This window comes from Variovorax sp. LjRoot130 (assembly GCF_964253755.1).
GTDB lineage: Bacteria > Pseudomonadota > Gammaproteobacteria > Burkholderiales > Burkholderiaceae_C > Variovorax.
Genome location: NZ_CAXURM020000001.1, coordinates 2,953,064 through 2,973,244 on the forward strand (window position 1 = coordinate 2,953,064; position 20,181 = coordinate 2,973,244).

The 20,181-nt window shown below is 66.0% G+C and carries 18 protein-coding genes; 1 reads left to right on the plus strand and 17 read right to left on the minus strand.

Annotation, left to right across the window (positions count from 1 at the left end; genetic code table 11):
• Nucleotides 1-84: 84 nt before the first annotated feature.
• From ACSQ86_RS14700 to ACSQ86_RS14780, 17 genes are all read right to left on the minus strand, one after another.
• Complete coding sequence (locus tag ACSQ86_RS14700; RefSeq protein WP_436304144.1) at nt 85-1,023, minus strand: glutathione S-transferase family protein; 939 nt, start codon at nt 1,021-1,023, stop codon at nt 85-87.
• A gap of 22 nt (nt 1,024-1,045) precedes the next feature.
• Entirely contained in the window at nt 1,046-2,698 is a 1,653-nt protein-coding gene (locus tag ACSQ86_RS14705; protein ID WP_093108728.1) for an isovaleryl-CoA dehydrogenase, read from the minus strand.
• Between the two features lie 22 nt (nt 2,699-2,720).
• Nucleotides 2,721-3,737, minus strand: coding sequence for an NADP-dependent oxidoreductase (locus ACSQ86_RS14710; RefSeq protein ID WP_436304145.1), 1,017 nt, complete (start codon nt 3,735-3,737; stop codon nt 2,721-2,723).
• Nucleotides 3,738-3,746: 9 nt separating this feature from the next.
• Complete coding sequence (locus ACSQ86_RS14715; protein ID WP_093108730.1) at nt 3,747-4,196, minus strand: PaaI family thioesterase; 450 nt, start codon at nt 4,194-4,196, stop codon at nt 3,747-3,749.
• Between the two features lies 1 nt (nt 4,197).
• Complete coding sequence (locus ACSQ86_RS14720) at nt 4,198-4,992, minus strand: SDR family oxidoreductase (RefSeq protein WP_436290291.1); 795 nt, start codon at nt 4,990-4,992, stop codon at nt 4,198-4,200.
• 16 nt (nt 4,993-5,008) lie between these two features.
• A complete protein-coding gene (locus ACSQ86_RS14725) occupies nt 5,009-5,293 on the minus strand; it encodes a Dabb family protein (protein WP_436304146.1) in 285 nt (94 codons plus the stop codon).
• 78 nt (nt 5,294-5,371) lie between these two features.
• On the minus strand, nt 5,372-5,566 hold the full coding sequence (locus ACSQ86_RS14730; protein ID WP_093108733.1) for a hypothetical protein: 195 nt from the start codon (nt 5,564-5,566) through the stop codon (nt 5,372-5,374).
• Nucleotides 5,566-7,398, minus strand: coding sequence for an acyl-CoA dehydrogenase (locus ACSQ86_RS14735; protein WP_436304148.1), 1,833 nt, complete (start codon nt 7,396-7,398; stop codon nt 5,566-5,568). The genes ACSQ86_RS14730 and ACSQ86_RS14735 overlap by 1 nt, the downstream gene beginning before the upstream one ends.
• An 85-nt stretch (nt 7,399-7,483) precedes the next feature.
• A complete protein-coding gene (locus ACSQ86_RS14740) occupies nt 7,484-8,659 on the minus strand; it encodes an acetyl-CoA C-acyltransferase (RefSeq protein WP_093108735.1) in 1,176 nt (391 codons plus the stop codon).
• A 31-nt stretch (nt 8,660-8,690) separates the two neighbouring features.
• Nucleotides 8,691-10,163, minus strand: a complete 1,473-nt coding sequence (locus tag ACSQ86_RS14745; RefSeq protein WP_436309020.1) for a M20 family peptidase — start codon at nt 10,161-10,163, stop codon at nt 8,691-8,693.
• 20 nt (nt 10,164-10,183) lie between these two features.
• The gene (locus ACSQ86_RS14750) at nt 10,184-12,286 is read right to left on the minus strand and encodes a 3-hydroxyacyl-CoA dehydrogenase NAD-binding domain-containing protein (RefSeq protein ID WP_436304150.1); all 2,103 of its coding nucleotides are present in this window, start codon (nt 12,284-12,286) and stop codon (nt 10,184-10,186) included.
• Between the two features lie 145 nt (nt 12,287-12,431).
• The gene (locus ACSQ86_RS14755) at nt 12,432-13,127 is read right to left on the minus strand and encodes an ABC transporter ATP-binding protein (protein ID WP_093108738.1); all 696 of its coding nucleotides are present in this window, start codon (nt 13,125-13,127) and stop codon (nt 12,432-12,434) included.
• Between the two features lie 4 nt (nt 13,128-13,131).
• Nucleotides 13,132-13,902 (minus strand): ABC transporter ATP-binding protein, encoded by a 771-nt coding sequence (locus ACSQ86_RS14760; protein WP_093108739.1) that lies wholly within the window; start codon nt 13,900-13,902, stop codon nt 13,132-13,134.
• A complete protein-coding gene (locus tag ACSQ86_RS14765) occupies nt 13,899-15,260 on the minus strand; it encodes a branched-chain amino acid ABC transporter permease (RefSeq protein ID WP_093108740.1) in 1,362 nt (453 codons plus the stop codon). Before ACSQ86_RS14765 ends, ACSQ86_RS14760 begins: the two co-directional genes overlap by 4 nt.
• A gap of 4 nt (nt 15,261-15,264) precedes the next feature.
• The gene (locus tag ACSQ86_RS14770; protein ID WP_093108741.1) at nt 15,265-16,212 is read right to left on the minus strand and encodes a branched-chain amino acid ABC transporter permease; all 948 of its coding nucleotides are present in this window, start codon (nt 16,210-16,212) and stop codon (nt 15,265-15,267) included.
• A gap of 98 nt (nt 16,213-16,310) precedes the next feature.
• Nucleotides 16,311-17,549 carry a branched-chain amino acid ABC transporter substrate-binding protein gene (locus ACSQ86_RS14775; RefSeq protein WP_436304151.1) on the minus strand — a complete coding sequence of 413 codons (1,239 nt, stop codon included), beginning with the start codon at nt 17,547-17,549 and terminating at the stop codon, nt 16,311-16,313.
• 165 nt (nt 17,550-17,714) lie between these two features.
• On the minus strand, nt 17,715-19,358 hold the full coding sequence (locus ACSQ86_RS14780; protein ID WP_436309021.1) for a 3-(methylthio)propionyl-CoA ligase: 1,644 nt from the start codon (nt 19,356-19,358) through the stop codon (nt 17,715-17,717).
• Between the two features lie 176 nt (nt 19,359-19,534).
• Between ACSQ86_RS14780 and ACSQ86_RS14785 the strand changes: the two genes are divergently transcribed.
• Nucleotides 19,535-20,161, plus strand: a complete 627-nt coding sequence (locus ACSQ86_RS14785) for a TetR/AcrR family transcriptional regulator (protein WP_436309022.1) — start codon at nt 19,535-19,537, stop codon at nt 20,159-20,161.
• Nucleotides 20,162-20,181 lie beyond the last annotated feature (20 nt).

Below are 20,181 nucleotides of genomic sequence, written 5' to 3' on the forward strand. Positions count from 1 at the left end.
CGTGTCCTTTTCGTCTCTTGAGGGAGACGCTATTGAAATACGGAAACCTGCACGATGCAGTCGCGAAGGTGCCCGTTGCGAGCGTCAGCCTTCGACTTTTCTCAACGCATAACCGACGCGCGGGAAGTGCACGTGCACGGTCCCGGCACGCGCGTCGGTGCGGCGCAGCGTGTAGTGGGTGCGGGTGGCGGCGATGAGTTCGCCTTCGGTGGGCTCGGGCCCGAAGCTCTCGCCCGCGACCGTGACGCGGGTCCCGAGCGGAATGCCGTGCTCGTCCTGGAAGGTGCTGTCGGACAAGAGGGTGTGCGGCGTCGAAGCGGCCGCGACCGCAATGGCCTGCGCGGCATCGAAGGTCTCCATCGTGCCGTGGCCGATCGCGGCCATGCGGTCCATCCAGTCGCCCACGGCCGGCGTGAACTGCAGGATGCCGGCCATCGAGGGCGTGCGCTTGCGCGTGAACCACAGCGGGTGGTAGCAGGCGAAATCGGCGACCGTCGGATAGGCGCCGAGCAGGTAGTCGGTGTCGTCCAGCATGTCGGACATGCGCCGCAGGTAGGACTTGTAGGCCGCCGCGGCATCGCCCGGGCGGTGCCGCACCATGTTCACGCTCATGGCCTTGCGGTCCTCGCCGAAGGCCTTGGCCAGTTCGGGCGGCGCCTTGCCGAACAGGTCGGCCGCGCCCTTGCCGCTGAAGCTGTAGGCCATCGAGGCCCAGAAGAGCGAGGTCTCGCCCCATTGGGCAACGACGCGCTCCAGGCCCTTGCCGGGCTCGGGATAGATCGAGGGCAGCGGCGAGATGTGCTCGAGCACGTCGCAGATCAGCGCGGTGTCGCAGTAGATGTCGGCGCCGATCTGCAGCACCGGCGTCTTGCGGTAGCCGCCCGTGAGCGCGAGCAGGTCGGGCTTGGGCAGGAGCTGCGGAATGATCACCGACTTCCAGGCCAGCTTCTTGTAGCCGAGGATCAGGCGCAGCTTCTCGGAAAAGGGCGAGGTCGCGTAGTGGTGGAGGATCAGGTCTGCCATGAGGGTCCTTTGGATGTCCGCGTCATTGGGGCCGCGCACGCGCGATGATGGAATCGAAATCGGTGCTGGCGCGGAGCGTGCCGAAGGCATGGCCCCAGTCGCCGCCCAGGCGCGATGCGCAAAAGGCGCCGACCACGGCCTGCGGCGCGGTCTGCACGAGCAGCGCGCCCTGCACCGCGAGCGCCACGTCCTGCGCGAGCCGGCGCGCCTCGGCTTCGGTGGCCATGGCCTCGATGCGCGCGGGCAGCGCATCGGCCAGGCTGTCGAGCGCCGCATCGACACCGCGCGCCGGCGCGAGTTCGTGCGCCAATGCCGCGACCGCATCGCCCTTGCGAAGCCCGCGCAGCAGGTCGAGCGCCATGATGTTGCCGGCGCCTTCCCAGATCGAGTTGAGCGGCATCTCACGGTAGACGCGCGCCATCACGCCTTCGCCGCCCTCCTCCACGTAGCCGTTGCCGCCGAGGCATTCCATCGCCTCCTGCGCGAAGTGGCTGCCGCGCTTGCAGATCCAGAACTTGGCCACCGGCGTCAGCAGGCGCGCCATCAGGCGCTCGTGCTCGTCCTGCTGGCGATCGAAGGCGCGCGCGAGGCGGATGGCCAGCGCGGTCGCTGCTTCGCTTTCGAGCGCGAGGTCGGCCAGCACGTTCTTCATCAGCGGCTGTTCGATGAGCGGCTTGCCGAAGGCCTGGCGCTGCGCTGTGTGATGCAGGGCCAGGCTCAAGGCCTGGCGCATCAGGCCGCTGGTGCCGAGTGCGCAGTCGAGCCGCGTCATCGTGCCCATCTCGAGGATCTGCGGAATGCCGCGGCCTTCTTCGCCGACCAGCCAGGCGCTCGCGCCATGGAACTCGACCTCGGAGCTGGCGTTGGCCTTGTTGCCGAGCTTGTCCTTCAGACGCTGGATGCGGATGCCGTTGCGCACGTCATCGCCCATCCAGTCGGGCAGCACGCGCGGCATGAAGAAGCACGACAGACCGGCCGGCGCCTGTGCGAGCACCAGGAAGGCATCGCACATCGGTGCCGAGAAGAACCACTTGTGGCCCGTGATCTCGTAGCGCTCGCCCCAATCATCACCGGCGACGCGAACCGCCCGCGTGGTGTTGGCGCGCACGTCCGAGCCGCCCTGCTTCTCGGTCATGCCCATGCCCATGGTCACGCCGGGCTTGTCGAGCGCGGACCTGAGCACCGGGTCGTACCAGAGGCTCGCGAGCTTCGGCCCCCAGTCGGCATAGATGGCCGCGTTGCCGCGCAGCGCGGGCGTCACGGCGTAGCTCATCGAGATCGGGCACAGCACCGAGGGCTCGAGCTCGGTGAAGAGCATGAAGCCGGCGGCGCGCTGGACGTGCGGGGATGCGGATTCCCCTGTCCACGGTGTGCCGTGCAGGCCGGCCCCCACCGCCGCCTTCATCAACGCGTGATAGCTCGGATGAAACTCCACCTCGTCGATGCGCCGGCCGAAGCGGTCGTGCGTGTGCAGCACCGGCGGGTTCGTGTTCGCGAGCCGCGCATGGGTCTGCATCTCGACCGAGCCGATCACGCCGCCCAGATGCGCGAGCGGCGCGAGCTGCAGCTGCGATGCGTTGAACTTCAGCGCATCGCGCAGCGGCCGGTTGGATTCGAACAGGTTGTAGCCGGCCAGCGGGGCCGGCTGGTTGAAGACCTCGTGCGTCGTGTTCATCGCCGGCCTCCTTGCACTTTGCCTAGATCAGTTTCACCAGTTGCTTGCCGAAGTTCTTGCCCTTGAGCAAACCGAGGAAGGCCTCGGGCGCCGACTCGATGCCCTGCGCGATCGACTCGCGCGGCCTGAGCTTTCCGGTGGCGACCAGCTGGCCCAGTTCGGCCAGCGCCTCGGGCCAGACTTCCATGTGCTCGCTGACGATGAAGCCTTCGAGCTTCATCCGGTTGATGAGGAACAGCGCCGGATTGGCCAGCGGCAGCGGCTGCCCGTCGTAGCCGGCGATCATGCCGCACAGCGCGACGCGCGCGAAGGCATTGGCGCGCAGCAGCACCGCGTCGAAGATGTAGCCCCCGACGTTCTCGAAGTAGCCATCGATGCCCTTCGGGCAGGCCTCCTTCAGCGCTGTGCTCATGCTCTTGACGTCGGGATGCTGCCGGTAGTCGATGCAGGCGTCGAAGCCCAGTTCGTCGGTCACGTACTTGCACTTGTCCGCACCGCCCGCGATGCCGACCACGCGGCAGCCGCGCGCCTTGGCCAGCGCGCCGAAGGCACTGCCGACCGCGCCGCTGGCGGCCGTGACGACCATCGTCTCGCCGGCCTTCGGGTTGATGATCTTCACCAGGCCGTACCAGGCCGTGACGCCGGGCATGCCGACCGCGCCGAGGTAGTACGAGAGCGGTACGTACGCGGTGTCGACCTTCCTCAAGGCGCCGGGCTGCGAGGCATCGACCACGCTGTACTCCTGCCAGCCGCCGAAGCCGACCACCTTGTCGCCGACGGCGTACTTGGGGTGCTTGCTCTCGACCACCTCGCCCGCCGTGCCGCCCTGCATCACCTGGCCCAGCGGCTGCGGCTGCGCGTAGCTCTTGGCGTCGTTCATGCGGCCGCGCATGTAGGGGTCGAGGCTCATGTAGTGGTGGCGCACCAGCACCTCGTTGTCTTTCAACGGCGGCGTCTCGGTGCTCACGAGCTTGAAATTGGAAGCGACGGCTTCGCCATCGGGGCGGTTGTCGAGCAGTTGTTGTCTGTTGATGGGCATGAAAGTCTCCTAATCTGTGGACGGCGGACGCATCGCGTTGGCGCTGCCGGGGCCGGTGGGAAGGCGCCGCTTCACGTACTTGAAGGTGCCGGTGGCATGGGCACAGACGCGCTCCTGCTCGTCGTAGATCTTCGCTTCGGTGAAGGCCAGCGTCGCGGTGCGGTGGATCAGCTTGCCGCGCGCATGCAGCGGGCCGACCGAGGGTTGCATGAAGCTGGTTTTCATCTCGATCGTGACCACGCCCATCTCCGGCGTCTGGCTGCGCGCGGCCGCGGCCATGGTGATGTCAAGCAGCGTCATGCAGGCGCCGCCGTGGGTCACGTCGAAGGTGTTGAGATGCTCGGGCTTCGCCGTGTAGCGGATCTCGGACTCGCCGCCCTCGAACTTCGTGAGCTCGAAGCCCAGATGCCGTGCAAACGGGATCTGGCTCGTGTAGGAGCGGACGTTGATGTCGTCCACCTCAAGCTCCGAGCACCACGCTCACGCCGCCGTCGATCGCCAGCCACTGGCCGGTGATGTGCTTGCCGGCATCGCTCGCGTACAGCAGCGTGATGCCCTTCAGGTCTTCGTCGTCGCCGAGGCGGCCCAGCGGCGCATGCGAGGCCATCTTCTCCTCGCCGATGGACTTGATCAGGCCCGCGGCCATCTTGGTCATGAAGAAGCCGGGGCAGATGGCGTTGACGTTGATGTTGTACTTGCCCCATTCGGCCGCCAGCGTGTGGGTGAAGCCGATCACGGCGCTCTTCGAGGTGTTGTAGGCCAGGGTCTGCATCTCGGGCGGGTTGCCGTTCAGGCCCGCGATGGAGGCGATGTTGATGATGCGGCCAGTCTTCTTCGGGATCATGTAGCCGCGCGCGATCTGCTGCGCGAGGATGAAGTAGCCGCGGACGTTGAGGTTCATCACCTTGTCCCAGGCCTCGACCGGGTGGTCTTCCGCCGGCGCGCCCCAACTCGCGCCCGCGTTGTTGACCAGGATGTCGACCGCGCCCAGGCGTTCCAGCGTCTCGTCGGCCAGGCGGCGCGTGTCCTCTTCCTTCGAGCAATCGGCCGCGATCCAGCGGGCGTCGATGCCCGCCGCCTGCAACTCGGCCGCGGCCTGCTCGAGGTCATCGGCCTTGCGCGAACTCAGCATGATCTTGGCGCCGGCCTCTCCGAGCGCATGGGCCATCTGCAGGCCGAGGCCGCGCGAGCCGCCGGTGACGAGCGCGGTCTTGCCGCTGAGGTCGAACAGTTTCTGGATGCTGCGTGCGGTCATGGGTGTCTCCGAGGGTTCAGGGGGTTTCGTAGTCGAGGACGCTGCGGGCTTCGCGCAGTGTGCCCAGCACCGCGGACACTTCGACGTGCTGCGGATGCTCCAGGTAGGACTGCAGCGCGGCCTTGTCGTCGAAGGCCGAGCACAGCACGACGTCGCAGTTGGCTTCGAGTCCCGGCGCACGCACCGCGACCTCGAACTGGCGCATGCCCGGCACCAGGCCGCGGCAACTGTCGAGCTTCTCCTTGAACAGCGCGGCCTTGGCCGGGTCCTTGAGCTTCCACATCACGATGTGCTTGATCATGGCATTGCCCGCCCGGCCGCCCGAAGGGCAATGAGCGCCCCCTCGGGGGGCAGCGAACGAAGTGAGCTTGGGGGCATGTCAGTCCTTCAGGCGGGAGCGAACGTAGATGAGGACCACGCCGACAATGGCCACGGCCACGCCTGGGACGGCCATGACCCAGCCGAGGGTCTCGTCCGATCGGCCGGTCGCGATGCCGAGGATCAGCATGAAGAGGCCACCGTAGATCAGGATCCAGATCCATTTCTCGAGCGTGGCGTGGGGTTTGACGGCCATCAGAAAGCCTCCTCGGGCAGGGCTGCGCAGGTCGGGTCGCGCCGTTCGACCACATTGAGCCAGGCACCGATCTTCGGCAGTTCGTAGTTGAAGAAATAGTCGGTCGCGCCGATACGCCCGGCCGTGGCCGGCAGCGCCTTCGACGCGTCGCGTTCGAGCGCGTGCTGCGCCACGTCGAGCCAGATCCAGGCCAGCACCGTATGGCCGAAGGCTTGCATGTAGGGCACGGCATTGGCCAGCGCCTCCTGCGGATTGCCGGTGGCCCAGGCTGCCTTGGTCGCGTTGCCGATGCGCTGCAGCGCTTCGGCCAGCGCCTTGGCATGCACGGCCAGCGAGGGCATGCGGGCCGCACGCGCGATGGTGTCGGTGATGCGCGCGGCCAAGAGCTGCAGGCCGCGGCCGTCTTCCATCAGCACCTTGCGGCCCAGCAGGTCGGCCGCCTGGATGCCGTGCGTGCCTTCGTGGATCATGTTCAGGCGGTTGTCGCGCCAGTACTGCTCCACCGGAAAGTCGCGCGTATAGCCGTAGCCGCCGTGCACCTGGATCGCGAGCGAGTTGGCCTCCAGGCACCATTCGCTGGGCCAGCTCTTGGCGATCGGCGTGAGCACCTCCAGCAGCAGGCGCGCGTCGTCGGCGGCCTGCGCGTCACCGGTCTTCTGCTCGTCGACCAGGCGCGCGCAATAGAGCTCGAGCGCCAGCGCGCCTTCGCAATACGCCTTCTGTGCGAGCAGCATGCGGCGCACGTCGGCATGCTCGATGATGCGCACCTGCGGATTGGCCGCGTCCTTGCCGGCCGGGCCTGCCGGCCGCCCTTGCGGCCGGTTCTTTGCATAGTCGAGCGATGCGTGGTAGCCGGCCATGCCCAGCATGGTCGCCGCGGTGCCGACACCGATGCGCGCCTCGTTCATCATGTGGAACATGCAGTGCAAGCCTTTGCCGGGCTCGCCGACGAGGTAACCCACCGCACCGGCCTTGCCACCAACGGGGAACTTGCCCTCGCCGAAGTTCAGGAGCGTGTTGGTGGTGCCGCGCCAGCCCAGCTTGTGGTTGAGGCCCGCGAGCGCGACGTCGTTGCGTTCGCCGGTGAGTTGCCCTTCGGCATCGACCATCTTCTTCGGCACGATGAAGAGCGAAATGCCACGCGTGCCCGGGATGAGCTTGCCCTTCTCGTCGGGGATCTTGGCCAGCACGATGTGCACGATGTTCTCGGTCAGCTCATGGTCGCCGGCCGAGATCCACATCTTGTTGCCGAAGAGCCGATAGCGGGGCCCGAGCGGATCGTCCCGGAAATCGGCGCCGTCGGGCACGGCACGCGTCGCCACGTCGCTGAGGCTGGAGCCGGCCTGCGGCTCCGACAGGCACATGGTGCCCGACCAGCGGCCTGCGAACTCGTTCTTCGCGAACACCGATTGCTGCATGGGCGTGCCGTGAACCATCAGCAGGTTGGCATTGCCGCTGGTCAGCATGCCGGAGCCGATGCTGACCGAGGCCATCGCGAAGAAGCTGTTGGCCGCCGCCTGCACGGTGTAGGGCAGTTGCATGCCGCCGATCTCGTAGTCCTGCGCGGCGCTCAGCATGCCGGATTCGGCAAAGGCCTTGTGCGCATCGTGCGTGGCCTGCGGCAGGATCACCTTGTCGCCGTCGAAGTGCGGCTCCTGGGTGTCGACGATGCGGTTGTTCGGCGCGTACTTCTCGCGCGCGATGCGCTCGCAGGTGTCGAGCACGGCATCGAAGGTTTCGCGCGAGTGGTCGGCGAAGCGCGCGCGCTCGTTGAGCGACTCGGCGTGGAGCCAGTCGTAGAGCAGGAAGTCGAGGGTGGGACGAAGGCTCATTTCGTGACTTTCAATTCGGAAACCGGGCGCGAAGGACGCTCTGCGCCCTTCACCTCCGGTCTTCAGTTCGGCCCTCGCAGCAGGCTCAGAGTACCTCGAATACGCCGGCTGCGCCCATGCCGCCGCCGATGCACATCGTGACGACCACCTTCTTGGCGCCGCGGCGCTTGCCTTCGATCAGCGCATGGCCGGTCAGGCGCTGGCCGCTCACGCCATACGGGTGGCCGACGGCGATGGCGCCCCCGTTCACGTTCAGGCGGTCGCCCGGGATGCCGAGCTTGTCGCGGCAGTAGATCACCTGCACCGCGAAGGCCTCGTTGAGCTCCCAGAGGTCGATGTCGCCGACCTTGAGGCCCAGGCGCTTCAGCACCTTCGGGATCGCGAACACCGGGCCGATGCCCATCTCGTCGGGCTCGCAGCCCGCGACCGCGAAGCCGAGGAAGCGGCCGAGCGGCTTCAGGCCCTTCTTCTCGGCGTACTTCTCGTCGACCACCACGCAGGCGCCGCCGCCGTCGGAGAACTGGCTGGCGTTGCCGGCCGAGATCACACCGCCCGGAATCGCCGGACGGATGCCGCTGATGCCTTCCTTGGTGGTGCCGGGGCGGATGCCTTCGTCGTTCTCTACCGTGACTTCCTTGGTACGCAGGCCCAGCACCGGGTCGGCCACGCCGGCCAGCACGGTGATCGGCGCGATCTCGGCCTTGAAGAGGCCGGCCTCGAGCGCGGCGGTGGCCTTCTGCTGGCTCGCCGCGCCGTACTCGTCCATGGCGTCGCGGCCGATGTCGTAGCGCTTGGCGACCTGCTCGGCGGTCTGCAGCATGTTCCAGTAGATCTCGGGCTTGTGCTTCACCAGCCAGGGGTCGGCCAGCATGTGCTTGTTCATCTCGTTCTGCACGCACGAAATGCTCTCGACGCCGCCGGCCACGTAGACCTCGCCCTCGCCCGCGATGATGCGCTGCGCCGCGGTCGCGATGGTCTGCAGGCCCGAGGAGCAGAAGCGGTTGATGGTCATGCCCGCGGTGGTGATCGGCAATCCGGCGCGCAGCGCGATCTGGCGCGCGATGTTGGCGCCGGTCGCGCCTTCGGGATTGGCGCAGCCCATGATCACGTCGTCGACTTCGGCAGGCTCGATGCCGGCGCGCGCCACCGCGTGCTGCACCGCATGGCCGCCGAGCGTGGCGCCGTGCGTCATGTTGAAGGCGCCCTTCCAGCTCTTGGCGAGCGGCGTGCGGGCGGTGGAGACGATGACGGCGCTGGTCATGGTGTGGTCCTTTGAAAAAGAGGGGTGATGCTTACTGGGGCTGCTGCACGGTGTTGCGCAACAGCTGGTGATAGAACTGGATCATCTCGACGTAGTTGGCGATCGAGATGCGCTCGTTGGTGCCGTGGAAGCGCGACAGATCTTCGCCCCGCGCGCGTACCGGCGAGAAGCGGTAGACCGCGTCGCTCACGATCGCGAAGTGGCGCGAATCGGTGGCGGCGATCATGAGGCCCGGCGCGACGATGGCATCGGGAAAGGTCTGGCGCACCGATTGCGCGATGGTCCGATAGCCCGCGCTGTCGGTGGGCGACACCGGCGAGGGCTCCGAGTTGCCAGGATACTGCTTGATCGTGATCGCATCGTTCGCGACGGTCTTGCGGATGTGCGCCTCCATCGAAGCCAGCGTGTCGCCCGGCAGCACGCGGAAGTTGACGGCCGCCTCGGCACGGCCCGGCAGCACGTTGTCCTTGTTGCCGGCGCGCACGATGGTCAGCGCGGTGGTGGTGCGCAGCATCGCATTGCTGCTCACGCCTTTCTCGAGCTGGCCCTGCACCACCGGGCCGAAGAGCCAGAGGTTGGAGAGCGCCACGCGGCCGAAGCCCTTCATCTCGGGCGCGAGCGTCGCGAACATCTCGCGCGCCACGCCGCCGATCGCGGCCGGCATCGGGTTCGCTTCGAGCTTTGCGAGCGCCGCGCTCATGCTGCCGATGGCCGTGCTGGATGGCGGCATCGACGAGTGGCCCGGCGGCGTATCGAGCGAGAGGAAGAAGGTGCCGTAGCCCTTCTCGGCCAGGCCGATCAGGGCGGCCGGCTGGTCGAGGCCCGCGAGCACGCCTTCGGTGACCAGCAGGCCCTCGTCGAGCACCCATTCGAGCCGGACGCCGCGCGACTTCAGCAGTTCCGCAATCGGCTTCGCGCCACGCAGGCCGCTGACCTCCTCGTCATCGCCCGCGACCAGATACACCGTCTGCCGCGGCTGGAAGCCGCTGGCCACCAGCATCTCGATGGCTTCCATCTGCGCCAGCAGGTTGCCCTTGTTGTCCCAGGTGCCGCGACCCCAGACGAAGCCGTCCTTGATCTGGCCGCTGAAGGGCTCGACCTCCCAGGCCTTCTCGGTGCCCGGCGCGATCGGCACCACGTCCTGGTGCGCCATCAGCGCAACCGGCCGGGCAGCGGGGTCGCTGCCGGTCCAGGTGTAGAGCAGCGCGTTGTCGCCGACGACTTCCTTCTTCAGCGTCGCATGCAGCTTGGGAAACTGCTGCGCCAGGTAGGCGTGAAGCTTCCTGAACTCCTCGCCGCTTTGCTGCGCGCCTTCGAAGCTCGACACGGTACGGATCGGGATCGCGCCCGAGAGCCGCTCGGCCGCCGCCTTGGCGTCGACCGCGACCTTCTGTACCGCCGGCACCTGCAACTGCCGCGAGGGCGTGCGCCAGGTGTTGCCCGCGATGACCACCGCCAGCACAAGCAGCGCCAGCAGCAGCACGAGCAACGTCCTTTTGATCACAGCCCGTCCTCGCCGTCGCTTCAGCTGAACTGCTTGCCTTCGGCCACCAGCTTCTGGATCAGCGGCGCGGGCTGCCAGAAGCCCGCGTCATCGCGCGGGTTCTTCGCAAAGCGCTTCATCGCCTCGGCCACGTTGTAGAGACCGACCTGGTTGGCATAGTGCATCGGGCCGCCGCGCCACACCGGGAAGCCGTAGCCGGTGAGGTAGACCATGTCGATGTCGCCCGACTTGGAGGCGATGCCGTCCTCGAGAATGTGCGCGCCTTCGTTCACGAGCGCATAGACCAGGCGCTGCACGATCTCTTCGTCGGAGATCTTGCGCGGCGTGATGCCTTCGTCCTTGCGGTGCTTTTCGATCAGGTCGAGCACGACCTGGCTCGGGATCGCATCGCGCTTGCCGGCCTGGTAGTCGTACCACCCTGCCCCGGTCTTCTGGCCGAAGCGGCCCAGCTCGCAAAGCTTGTCGGCCGTCTTGCTGTACTTCATGTCGGCTTGCTCGGTGGCGCGGCGCTTGCGGATCGCCCAGCCGATGTCGTTGCCCGCCAGGTCGCCCATGCGGAACGGGCCCATGGCGAAGCCGAACTTCTCGATGGCGCGGTCGACCTGCTGCGGCGTCGCGCCCTCGTCCAGCAGGAAGCCGGCCTGGCGCGAGTACTGCTCGATCATGCGGTTGCCGATGAAGCCGTCGCACACGCCGGAGACCACCGCGGTTTTCTTGATCTTCTTGGCGATCGCCATCACGGTGGCCAGTACGTCCTTGGCCGTCTCCTTGCCGCGCACCACTTCGAGCAGCTTCATCACGTTGGCCGGGCTGAAGAAGTGCATGCCGACCACGTCCTGCGGGCGCTTGGTGAAAGCGGCGATCTTGTCGACGTCGAGCGTCGAGGTGTTGGAAGCCAGGATGGCACCGGCCTTGGCGACGCGGTCCAGTTCCTTGAACACCTTCTCCTTGACGCCGAGCTCCTCGAACACGGCCTCGATGACGAGGTCGGCGTCCTTCAGGTCGTTGTAGTCGAGCGTGGTGGACAGCAGCGCCATCCGCTCCTCGTACTTCTCGGCCTTGAGCTTGCCCTTCTTGACCTGCGCTTCGTAGTTCTTGCGAATGGTGGCGATGCCGCGGTCGAGCGCCTCCTGCTTCATCTCGAGGATCTTGACCGGGATGCCCGCGTTCAGGAAGTTCATCGAGATGCCGCCGCCCATGGTGCCGGCGCCGATCACTCCGACCGACTTGACGGTGCGCTGCGACGTGTCTTCCGGCACGTCGGGAATGCGCGAAGCCGCGCGCTCGGCCATGAACAGGTGGCGCAGCGCCATCGATTCGGGCGTGAACATCAGCGCGGTGAAGAGGCGACGCTCTTCGGCCATGCCGTCGTCGAACTTCATCTGCGTGGCGGCCTGCACCGCATCCACGCACTTGAGCGGCGCCGGGTAGTTCTTCGACATGCCGCCGACCATGTTGCGCGCGAACTGGAAGTAGGCGTCGCCCTGCGGATGCTTGCACGGCAGCTTGCGCACCAGCGGCAGCTCGCCGCTCTTGCCGGCCACCGACTTGGCGAACTCGACCGCTTCCTCGAACAGCGATTCCGGCGAAGCGGCCAGCTTGTCGAACAGCTTCTGGCCGGGCAGCGAGGCGAGCAGCTCGCTCTTGACGGCCTCGCCGCTCACGATCATGTTGAGCGCGGTCTCCACGCCCAGCACGCGCGGCAGGCGCTGCGTGCCGCCGGCGCCGGGCAGCAGGCCCAGCTTGACCTCGGGCAGCGCGACGCTGGTGCCGGGTGCGGCCACGCGGTAGTGGCAGCCCAGGGCCAGCTCGAGGCCGCCGCCCATGCAGACCGAATGGATGGCCGCGACGATCGGCTTGGTCGATGCCTCGAGCGCGAGGATCACGCTCAGCAGATTGGGCTCCTGCAGCGCCTTGGGCGTGCCGAACTCCTTGATGTCGGCGCCGCCCGAGAAGGCCTTGCCCGCGCCGGTGATCACGATCGCCTTGACGGCCGCGTCGTCGAGCGCTTTCGAGAGGCCGTCGGTGATGCCGATGCGCGTCGAGAAACCGAGGCCATTGACCGGGGGGTTGGTCAGGGTGATCACGGCGACGTCGCCGAGCACTTTGTATTCAGCCGTCATGCTGCGTTCCTTTGGGATGGGGGAGGATCGAAAAAAGGGGCCTCGCGTTAAAAAGCACGAGTGTTCTTTTTTGTTTGAAATTCTAGGCGTTTCGCGTGACCCCGCAACCGGGTATCAGTCGCTGCCGAGACAAGTTGGCTGGCGGTCAGACCTCCAGCCACTCCTTGCGGGTCGCGGCATCGGCACGCAGGCTGTCCGGCGTGCCGTCGAACACGATGCTGCCATGGCCCATGACCAGCGCGCGATCGGAGATCTGCATCGCAATCGTCAGCTTCTGCTCGATCAGCAGCACCGAGATGCCCTTGTCCTTGAGCGTGCGCAGGTACTGGCCCACCAGCTCGACGATCTTGGGCGCGAGGCCCTCGGTCGGCTCGTCGATGATGATCAGGTCGGGGTCGCCCATCAGCGTGCGGCACAGCGTCAGCATCTGCTGCTCGCCGCCCGAGAGCACGCCGGCTTCGGTGTGCTGGCGCTCCTTGAGGCGCGGGAACATGCCGTACATGTCGTCGAACTGCCAGCGGCTGCCCTTCCCCTTGCCCTTCTGCCCGAGCAGCAGGTTCTGGTGTACCGTGAGCTTGGGGAAGATGTCGCGGTTCTCGGGCACGTAGCCGATGCCCATGTGCGCGATCTCGTAGGCCTTGCGGCGCAGGATGTCCTCTTCCTTCCAGTGCAGGCCGCCTTCGGCATGCACCAGGCCCATGATGGCCTTGGCCGTGGTCGAGCGGCCCGAGCCGTTGCGGCCCAGCAAGGCCACGATCTCGCCGGGACCGACCGCAAATGAAACGCCATGCAACACATGGCTCTTGCCGTAGTAGGCGTGGATGTCCTGGAGTTTGAGCATTTCTTCAGTGTCCTCCGCTCTGCGCGTCCGCGACCGAAGAGCCCAGGTACGCCTCCTGCACGCGCGCATTGGCGCGCACCGCCGCGGGCGTGTCGAAGGCGATCACCTCGCCGTAGACGACCACCGCGATCTTGTCGGCCAGGCCGAACACCACGCCCATGTCGTGTTCCACGGTGAGCAGGGTCTTGCCGATCGTCACCTGCTTGATCAGCGCGATGAAGTGCGCGGTCTCGGTCTTGCTCATGCCGGCCGTGGGCTCGTCGAGCAGGATCACGCTGGCGCCGCCGGCGATGGTGACGCCGATCTCCAGCGCCCGCTGTTCGGCATAGGTGAGGTTCACCGCATGCACGTCGCGCTTTCTTTCGAGTCCCACCTGGCGCAGCAACTCCTCGGTGCGCTCGTTCGCATCGTCGAGCTTCGAGAGGAAGCGCAGGAAGGTGTAGCGGTAGCCCAGGCTCCACAGCACGCCGCAGCGCAGGTTCTCGAACACGCTGAGCTTGGGGAAGATGTTGGTGATCTGGAAGCTGCGCGAAAGGCCGCGGCGGTTGATCTCGTAGGGCCTGTGGCCGTCGATGCGCTGGCCATGCAGCAGCACCTCGCCGCTGGTCGGCTCGAGCCGGCCGCTGATGAGGTTGAAGAGCGTGGACTTGCCGGCGCCGTTGGGCCCGATGATCGCGATGCGCTCGCCGGCTTCTACCGCCAGGTCGACGCCACGGATGATCTCGGTCTTGCCGAAGTTCTTGCGCAAGGCCTTCAATTCGAGTGCGTGGGTCATGCGAGCTCCCTCCGCTTGATCTCGGCCTCGATCTCTTCCTGGATATGGCCCCAGACCTTCACGAAGCGGCGTCGCACCCATTCCACCAGCAACACACCCACGGCAAGCACGACGCCGGCCCCGATCCAGCTGGCCGCGCTGGAGACGTCGAGCTCCACGCCCATGAAGTTGAGCTTCGGGCCCAGCGCCATGTTGAGCTGCACGTGATAGATCATCTCGACCAGCGCCGCCGCGCCGACCACCATCACGGCCCCGGTCAGGATCAGGCCGCCGTAGAGACCCCACAGGCGCTTGAACTTGCCGAACTTGGCAACGCGCAGGTTCATCATGATCAGGCTGGCGATGCCGCCCGGCGCGAACATCACCATGAACAGGAACACCAGCCCCAGGTACAGCAGCCAGGCCTTGGTGAGCTCCGACAGCAGCACCGACGCCAGTACCAGCAACACGGCGCCGATGATCGGGCCGAAGAAGAAGGTGGCTCCGCCCAGGAAGGTGAACAGGAGGTAGCCGCCCGAGCGGATCGTGCTCAGGCTGTCGGATGCGTTGACGATCTCGAAATTGATGGCCGCCAGCGCGCCGCCGATGCCGGCGAAGAAACCGGCAATGATGAAGGCCAGGTAGCGCACCCATTGGGTGTCGTAGCCGATGAACTCGACGCGCTCGGGGTTGTCGCGCACCGCGTTGAGCATGCGGCCCAGCGGCGTGCCGGTGAACGCGAACATGAGCGCCGTCGAGACGAAGCAGTACGCCGCGATCAGGTAGTACACCTGGATCTGCGGCCCGAAGCTCAAGCCGAGGAAAGGCGAGCCGTAGACCCGGTTGGTCGTGACGCCACCCTCGCCGCCGAAGAAGCCCGGAAACATCAGCGACATGGCCGCGACCAACTCGCCGATGCCCAGCGTGATCATCGCGAAGGTGGTGCCGGACTTCTTGGTGGTCACATAGCCCAGCAGGATCGCGAACAGCACGCCCGCCACGCCGCCGACCAGCGGAATCGTCACCAGCGGCAGCGGCATGGCCCCCTTGGTGGCGAGATTCATCGCGTGCACCGCGACGAAGGCGCCCAGCCCCGTGTAGACGGCGTGGCCGAAGCTCAGCATGCCGCCCTGCCCGAGCAGGATGTTGTAGCTCAGGCAGATGATGATGAGATAGCCGATCTGCGACAGCATGGTGAGCGCCAGGCTGCTGCGAAACACCAGCGGCGCGATGATCAGGCTCAGGGCGAAGAGCGTCCAGATCAGCACGCGCCCGATGTTCCAGGGCTTGAAGCGGTAGTAGGCGGTCTTCCGCGTACCGGCGCCGGACACCGGCGTGTCGTCGGCACGCGCCGCGGAAGTGCTTGCATGGGTCGTCATGTTTTCAGCCCTCCCGCTTGCCGAGCAGCCCCTTGGGCCGGAAGATCAGGATCAGCACCAGGAACAGGTACGGCAGGATCGGAGCGATTTGCGCGACGCTGAGCTGAAGCAGTTCGTACCCGAAGGTGCTGGGGGTCACGGTGACGCCCACGGCCTGCAGCCCGGACGCCAAGGACTCGTCGATGGCCACGGCGAAGGTCTGCAATACGCCGATCAGGAGCGATGCGAGGAAGGCCCCAGCCAATGAGCCCATCCCGCCGACCACCACCACCACGAACACGATCGACCCGACCGCCCCGGCCATGGCAGGCTCGGTGACGTAGGTGTTCCCGCCGATCACGCCGGCCAGCGCAGCCAGCGCCGCGCCTCCGCCGAACACGAGCATGAACACCCGCGGCACATTGTGGCCCAGCGCTTCCACCGTCTCCGGATGCGTGAGCGCAGCCTGGATCACCAGGCCGATGCGGGTGCGGGTCAGCAAGAGCCAGACCGACAGCAGCATCAGCAGCGCGAGCAGCATGATGAAGGATCTCGACTTGGGAAACTGCGTCCCGAACAGGGTGAACAGCGGCCCCTGCAGTTGCTCCGGCAGCCCGTACGGCACCGTCGCACGACCCCAGACCAGCTGCACCAGCTCGAGGATCAGGTAGGACAGACCGAAAGTCACCAGCAACTCGGGCACGTGGCCGAACTTGTGAACGCGCCGCAGGCTGTAGCGCTCGAAGAGCGCGCCCAGCACGCCGACCAGCAGGGGCGCGACGACCAGGGCGGTCCAGAAGCCCAGCACACCCGAGATGGTGTAGGCGAAATAAGCACCCAGCATGTAGAAGCTGGTGTGCGCGAAGTTGAGCACGCCCATCATGCTGAAGATCAGCGTCAGGCCCGAGCTCAGCATGAACAGCAGCAGCCCGTAGCTGAGGCCGTTCAGCAAGGATATGGCGAAGAATTCCACGGTGTCGTCGTCGTCGTTGCAGCCGCGAGGGGCGAAGTCAAAAAAAGCGCCGGTGAGCGACTTCCATCACCCACCGGCGTTTCGCTGGTGTGCCGGTATTACGGTGCCGGCCGCTTCATCTCGCAAGACGTCGGCGTGCTTGCGATGTAGGGCTCGAGGTATTTCACCGGCGCGAAGGTGTAGCCGGTGTTCTCCACGCTGTACTTGTACTTGGCATCGACCTTCTGCCACTTGGAGATCCAGAGTCCCTGCTGCAGCTGGTGGTCGGTCTTGCGCATCTCGGTTTCGCCGTTGAAGCCCTTGAACTTCAATCCTTCCATCGCCCCGGCGACCTTCATGGGGTCGGTGGACTTGGCCTTGGCTATGCCCTCGCCCATCATCAGGATCGCGTTGTAGATCGAGAAGGTGTAGAAGTCGTCGCCGAACTTGGTCTTGAACTCGCTCATCAAGGTGCCCAGCTCGCCGGTGTAGTTCGAGTGGTTGTAGGCGATCTGGTAGACCTCTAGTTCGCCGCCCGAAGCCAGTGCGGTCGGCGTGCCGGACACGCCGGCGTAGTAGGCGTAGATCGGCAGCTTCAGGCCCGAATCGTTCAGCGCCTTGATCAGCAGGGTCATGTCCTGCCCCCAGTTGCCGGTGACGATCGTGTCGGCGCCCGACTGCTTGATCTTGGCCACGTAGGGTGCGAAGTCCTTGACCTGGCCGAGCGGGTGCAGATCGTCGCCCACGATCTTGGCGTCGGGCCGGTTGCGCGCCATGCCTTCCTTGAAGTACTTCGAGACCTGCTGGCCATGGGAGTAGTTCTGGTTGATCAGGTAGACCTTCGAGATCTTGGGCTGATCCTTCATGAAGGAGGTGAGCGCGGCCATCTTCATCGACGTGTCGGCGTCGAGCCGGAAATGCGCAAAGCTGCACTTCTCGTTCGTGAGCACCGGGTCGACCGCGGCATAGTTCAGGTAGATGATCTCCTTGCCGGGATTGCGCTCGTTGTGCTTGGCGACGGCATCAGCGAGCGGCACGGCGACATTCGAGCCGTTGCCCTGCGTGACGTAGCGAAAGCCCTGGTCGCTGGCTGCCTTCAGGAGGTTCAGCGCTTCCTGCGGCGAACTCTTGCTGTCCATGCCGATGACCTCGAACTTGACGCCCGCCGCGTTCTTGGCGCCGCTGAGCTTCTCCGCGACCAGCTGCCAGCTCTTGAGCTGGTTCTGGCCGACGTTGGCGAACGGGCCCGAGAGCCCTTCGATCATCGCGATGCGGACGGTCTCGCCCTTCTGGGCAAGGGCGCCGGTGGCGGTGGCGGCGAGGATGGCCGCGCTGGCGATCTTCAGAGCGTATTTCATTCGATGTCTCCTGTTCTGTGCTGCAATGCGCAACGAGATTACAAGTCTTTCTGACCCCGCCCGTCAGGGAATGCCCGTAAGCGTTCCGCGGCGGGGGCGGTTTCTATCACTCATGCGACAGGACGCACTGCGCTGGTGCTACCCGCCGGTAGGATCGACGCCTTTTCAGCACCCGGGCAGCTTGTAGTCGCGCAGCTGCTCGCGCAGGCGCGTCTTCAGGATCTTGCCGGTCGCGCCGATCGGAATGGCGTCGACGAAAACCACGTCGTCGGGAACCTGCCACTTTGCCGTCTTGCCGCCGTAGAAGGCCAAGAGCTCGTCGCGCGTGAGTTCGGCGCCCGGCTTCTTCACCACGATCACGATCGGGCGCTCGTCCCATTTCGGGTGGGCCACGCCGATGCACGCCGCCATCGCGACCGCCGGATGGGCCACGGCGATGTTCTCGATGTCGATCGAACTGATCCACTCGCCGCCGGACTTGATCACGTCCTTGCTGCGGTCGGTGATCTGAAGGAAGCCGTCGGCATCGATGGTCGCCACGTCGCCGGTAGGGAACCAGCCGCGCCCCTGCTGGTCGGGCACCAGCGGGTCGCCGCCCTCGCCCTTGAAATACTCCTTGACCACCCACGGCCCCTTGACCAGCAGATCGCCGGAGGTCTTGCCGTCCCAGGGCAGATCCTTGCCGTCGCCGTCGACGATCTTCATGTCGACGCCGAAGATGGCGCGGCCCTGCTTCATGCGGATGGCCGTCTGCTGCTCGGGCGACTGCGTGAGGTGCTTGTTCTTCAGCGTGCACAAGGTGCCCAGCGGCGACATCTCGGTCATGCCCCAGGCATGTAGCACCTCGACGCCGTACTGCTGCTGGAAGGCGTTGATCATGGCCGGCGGGCAGGCCGAGCCGCCGATCACGGTACGCTTGAGCGTCGAGAACTTGAGGCCGTTGACCTGCATATGGCCCAGCATCATCTGCCAGACGGTCGGCACACCGCCGGCAAAACTCACCTTCTCGGATTCGATCAGCTCGAACACAGACTTGCCGTCGAGCGCGGGGCCGGGAAACACCAGCTTGGCGCCGACCAGCGCGGCCGAGTACGGAATGCCCCAGGCGTTGACGTGGAACATCGGCACCACCGGCAGCACCGAATCGCGCGCCGAGATCGCCATCACGTCCGGCAAGGCGGCCGCATAAGCATGCAGCATCGTGGAGCGGTGGCTGTAGAGCGCGGCCTTCGGATTGCCGGTGGTGCCGCTCGTGTAGCACATGCTCGAGGCCGAGTTCTCGTCGAAGCTGGGCCAGGCATAGGTGTCGGAATGAGGCGCGATCCAGGCCTCGTAACTCACCAGGTTGGGGATGCCGCTGTCGGCCGGAAGCTTGTCGGCATCACATAGCGCAATCCACTTTCTGATGGTGGTGCACTTGGCATGCACGGCCTGGATCAGCGGCAGGAAAGTGAGATCGAAGCACAGGACCTGGTCTTCGGCATGGTTCGCGATCCAGGCGATCTGGTCGGGATGCAGGCGCGGATTGATGGTGTGCAGCACGCGGCCGCTGCCGCTCACGCCGTAGTAGAGCTCCAGGTGGCGGTAGCCGTTCCAGGCCAGCGTGGCGATGCGGTCGGAAAAGAGCAGTTGCTCGAGGTCCAGCGCGTTGGCGACCCGGCGCGCGCGCGCAGCGATCTGGCGCCAGGTGCTGCGGTGGATGTCGCCTTCGACGCGCCGCGAGACGATCTCGGCGTCGCCGTTGTGGCGCTCGGCGAACTCGATCAGCGACGAGATCAGCAACGGTTGGTCCTGCATCAAACCCAGCATCTGTAAGCTCCTATTCAAATAGAGTTCGAAAATTTCGCGGGCTTTGGTGTCCGCCTGATTCGAGATTCATTCAATCTTCGGCCCATCACACAATGACAGAAACCCGCAGTGCGAGACCCGGCAAGGCCGGGCATCCGAGCCCGAACACCGAAGCGCCTGCTGCCGAACCCAAGCGCGTGAAAAGCACCAAGGGAGAGCAGTCGAAAAAGCTGCTGCTGGATGCGGCGCTGGTGTCGATCGCCAAGCAAGGCATCTACTCGATCACGCATCGCTCCATCGCCGCGGAAGCCGGCGTCCCCAAGTCGCTCACCACCTACTTCTTCTCGAGCCTGCCGGACCTGCTGGAGCAGGCTTTCATCCATTTCACCGTTCTGGCGGCCGACGACAACGTCAAGCACCTGGAAGAGCTCGACGCGCTGATGGCCAGCCGCACGACGACCTGGCCCCTGTCGCCGGGCGCGCGCCGCACGCTGCACAAGCTGCTGTCGCAGCGGCTCGCCGAGTTCATTCTTCGCCAGGCGACCGAGCACCCGGTGGGCGTGGCGGTCGAGCTGAACTTCCTCTACGTCTATCGTTCGGACAAGCCGATCAGGCAGCACATCGAAGCCTATCGGGGCATGCTCTTGAACCGGCTGGCCAACCTGATCCGGCGTTTCTCCGGTCGCAACGCCGCGATCGATGCTTCGCTCATGCTCGGCATGATTCACCAGCTGCTCTTCAAGTCCACGATCACGCCCCAGGAGATCGACCGCGAGCGCGTTCATGCCGAAGTCTCGCGGATGATGGCCTTCATCCTGCTTTGACCAGGCGTCATCATCGTCTT

Excerpts from the sequence above, each read along its gene's own strand:
- ACSQ86_RS14700 (WP_436304144.1), bottom strand. The coding sequence starts at position 1,023 with ATGGCAGACCTGATCCTCCACCACTACGCGACCTCGCCCTTTTCCGAG.
- ACSQ86_RS14705 (WP_093108728.1), bottom strand. The coding sequence starts at position 2,698 with ATGAACACGACGCACGAGGTCTTCAACCAGCCGGCCCCGCTGGCCGGC.
- ACSQ86_RS14710 (WP_436304145.1), bottom strand. The coding sequence starts at position 3,737 with ATGCCCATCAACAGACAACAACTGCTCGACAACCGCCCCGATGGCGAA.
- ACSQ86_RS14720 (WP_436290291.1), bottom strand. The coding sequence starts at position 4,992 with ATGACCGCACGCAGCATCCAGAAACTGTTCGACCTCAGCGGCAAGACC.
- ACSQ86_RS14725 (WP_436304146.1), bottom strand. The coding sequence starts at position 5,293 with ATGATCAAGCACATCGTGATGTGGAAGCTCAAGGACCCGGCCAAGGCC.
- ACSQ86_RS14730 (WP_093108733.1), bottom strand. The coding sequence starts at position 5,566 with ATGGCCGTCAAACCCCACGCCACGCTCGAGAAATGGATCTGGATCCTG.
- ACSQ86_RS14735 (WP_436304148.1), bottom strand. The coding sequence starts at position 7,398 with ATGAGCCTTCGTCCCACCCTCGACTTCCTGCTCTACGACTGGCTCCAC.
- ACSQ86_RS14740 (WP_093108735.1), bottom strand. The coding sequence starts at position 8,659 with ATGACCAGCGCCGTCATCGTCTCCACCGCCCGCACGCCGCTCGCCAAG.
- ACSQ86_RS14750 (WP_436304150.1), bottom strand. The coding sequence starts at position 12,286 with ATGACGGCTGAATACAAAGTGCTCGGCGACGTCGCCGTGATCACCCTG.
- ACSQ86_RS14755 (WP_093108738.1), bottom strand. The coding sequence starts at position 13,127 with ATGCTCAAACTCCAGGACATCCACGCCTACTACGGCAAGAGCCATGTG.
- ACSQ86_RS14760 (WP_093108739.1), bottom strand. The coding sequence starts at position 13,902 with ATGACCCACGCACTCGAATTGAAGGCCTTGCGCAAGAACTTCGGCAAG.
- ACSQ86_RS14765 (WP_093108740.1), bottom strand. The coding sequence starts at position 15,260 with ATGACGACCCATGCAAGCACTTCCGCGGCGCGTGCCGACGACACGCCG.
- ACSQ86_RS14775 (WP_436304151.1), bottom strand. The coding sequence starts at position 17,549 with ATGAAATACGCTCTGAAGATCGCCAGCGCGGCCATCCTCGCCGCCACC.
- ACSQ86_RS14780 (WP_436309021.1), bottom strand. The coding sequence starts at position 19,358 with ATGCTGGGTTTGATGCAGGACCAACCGTTGCTGATCTCGTCGCTGATC.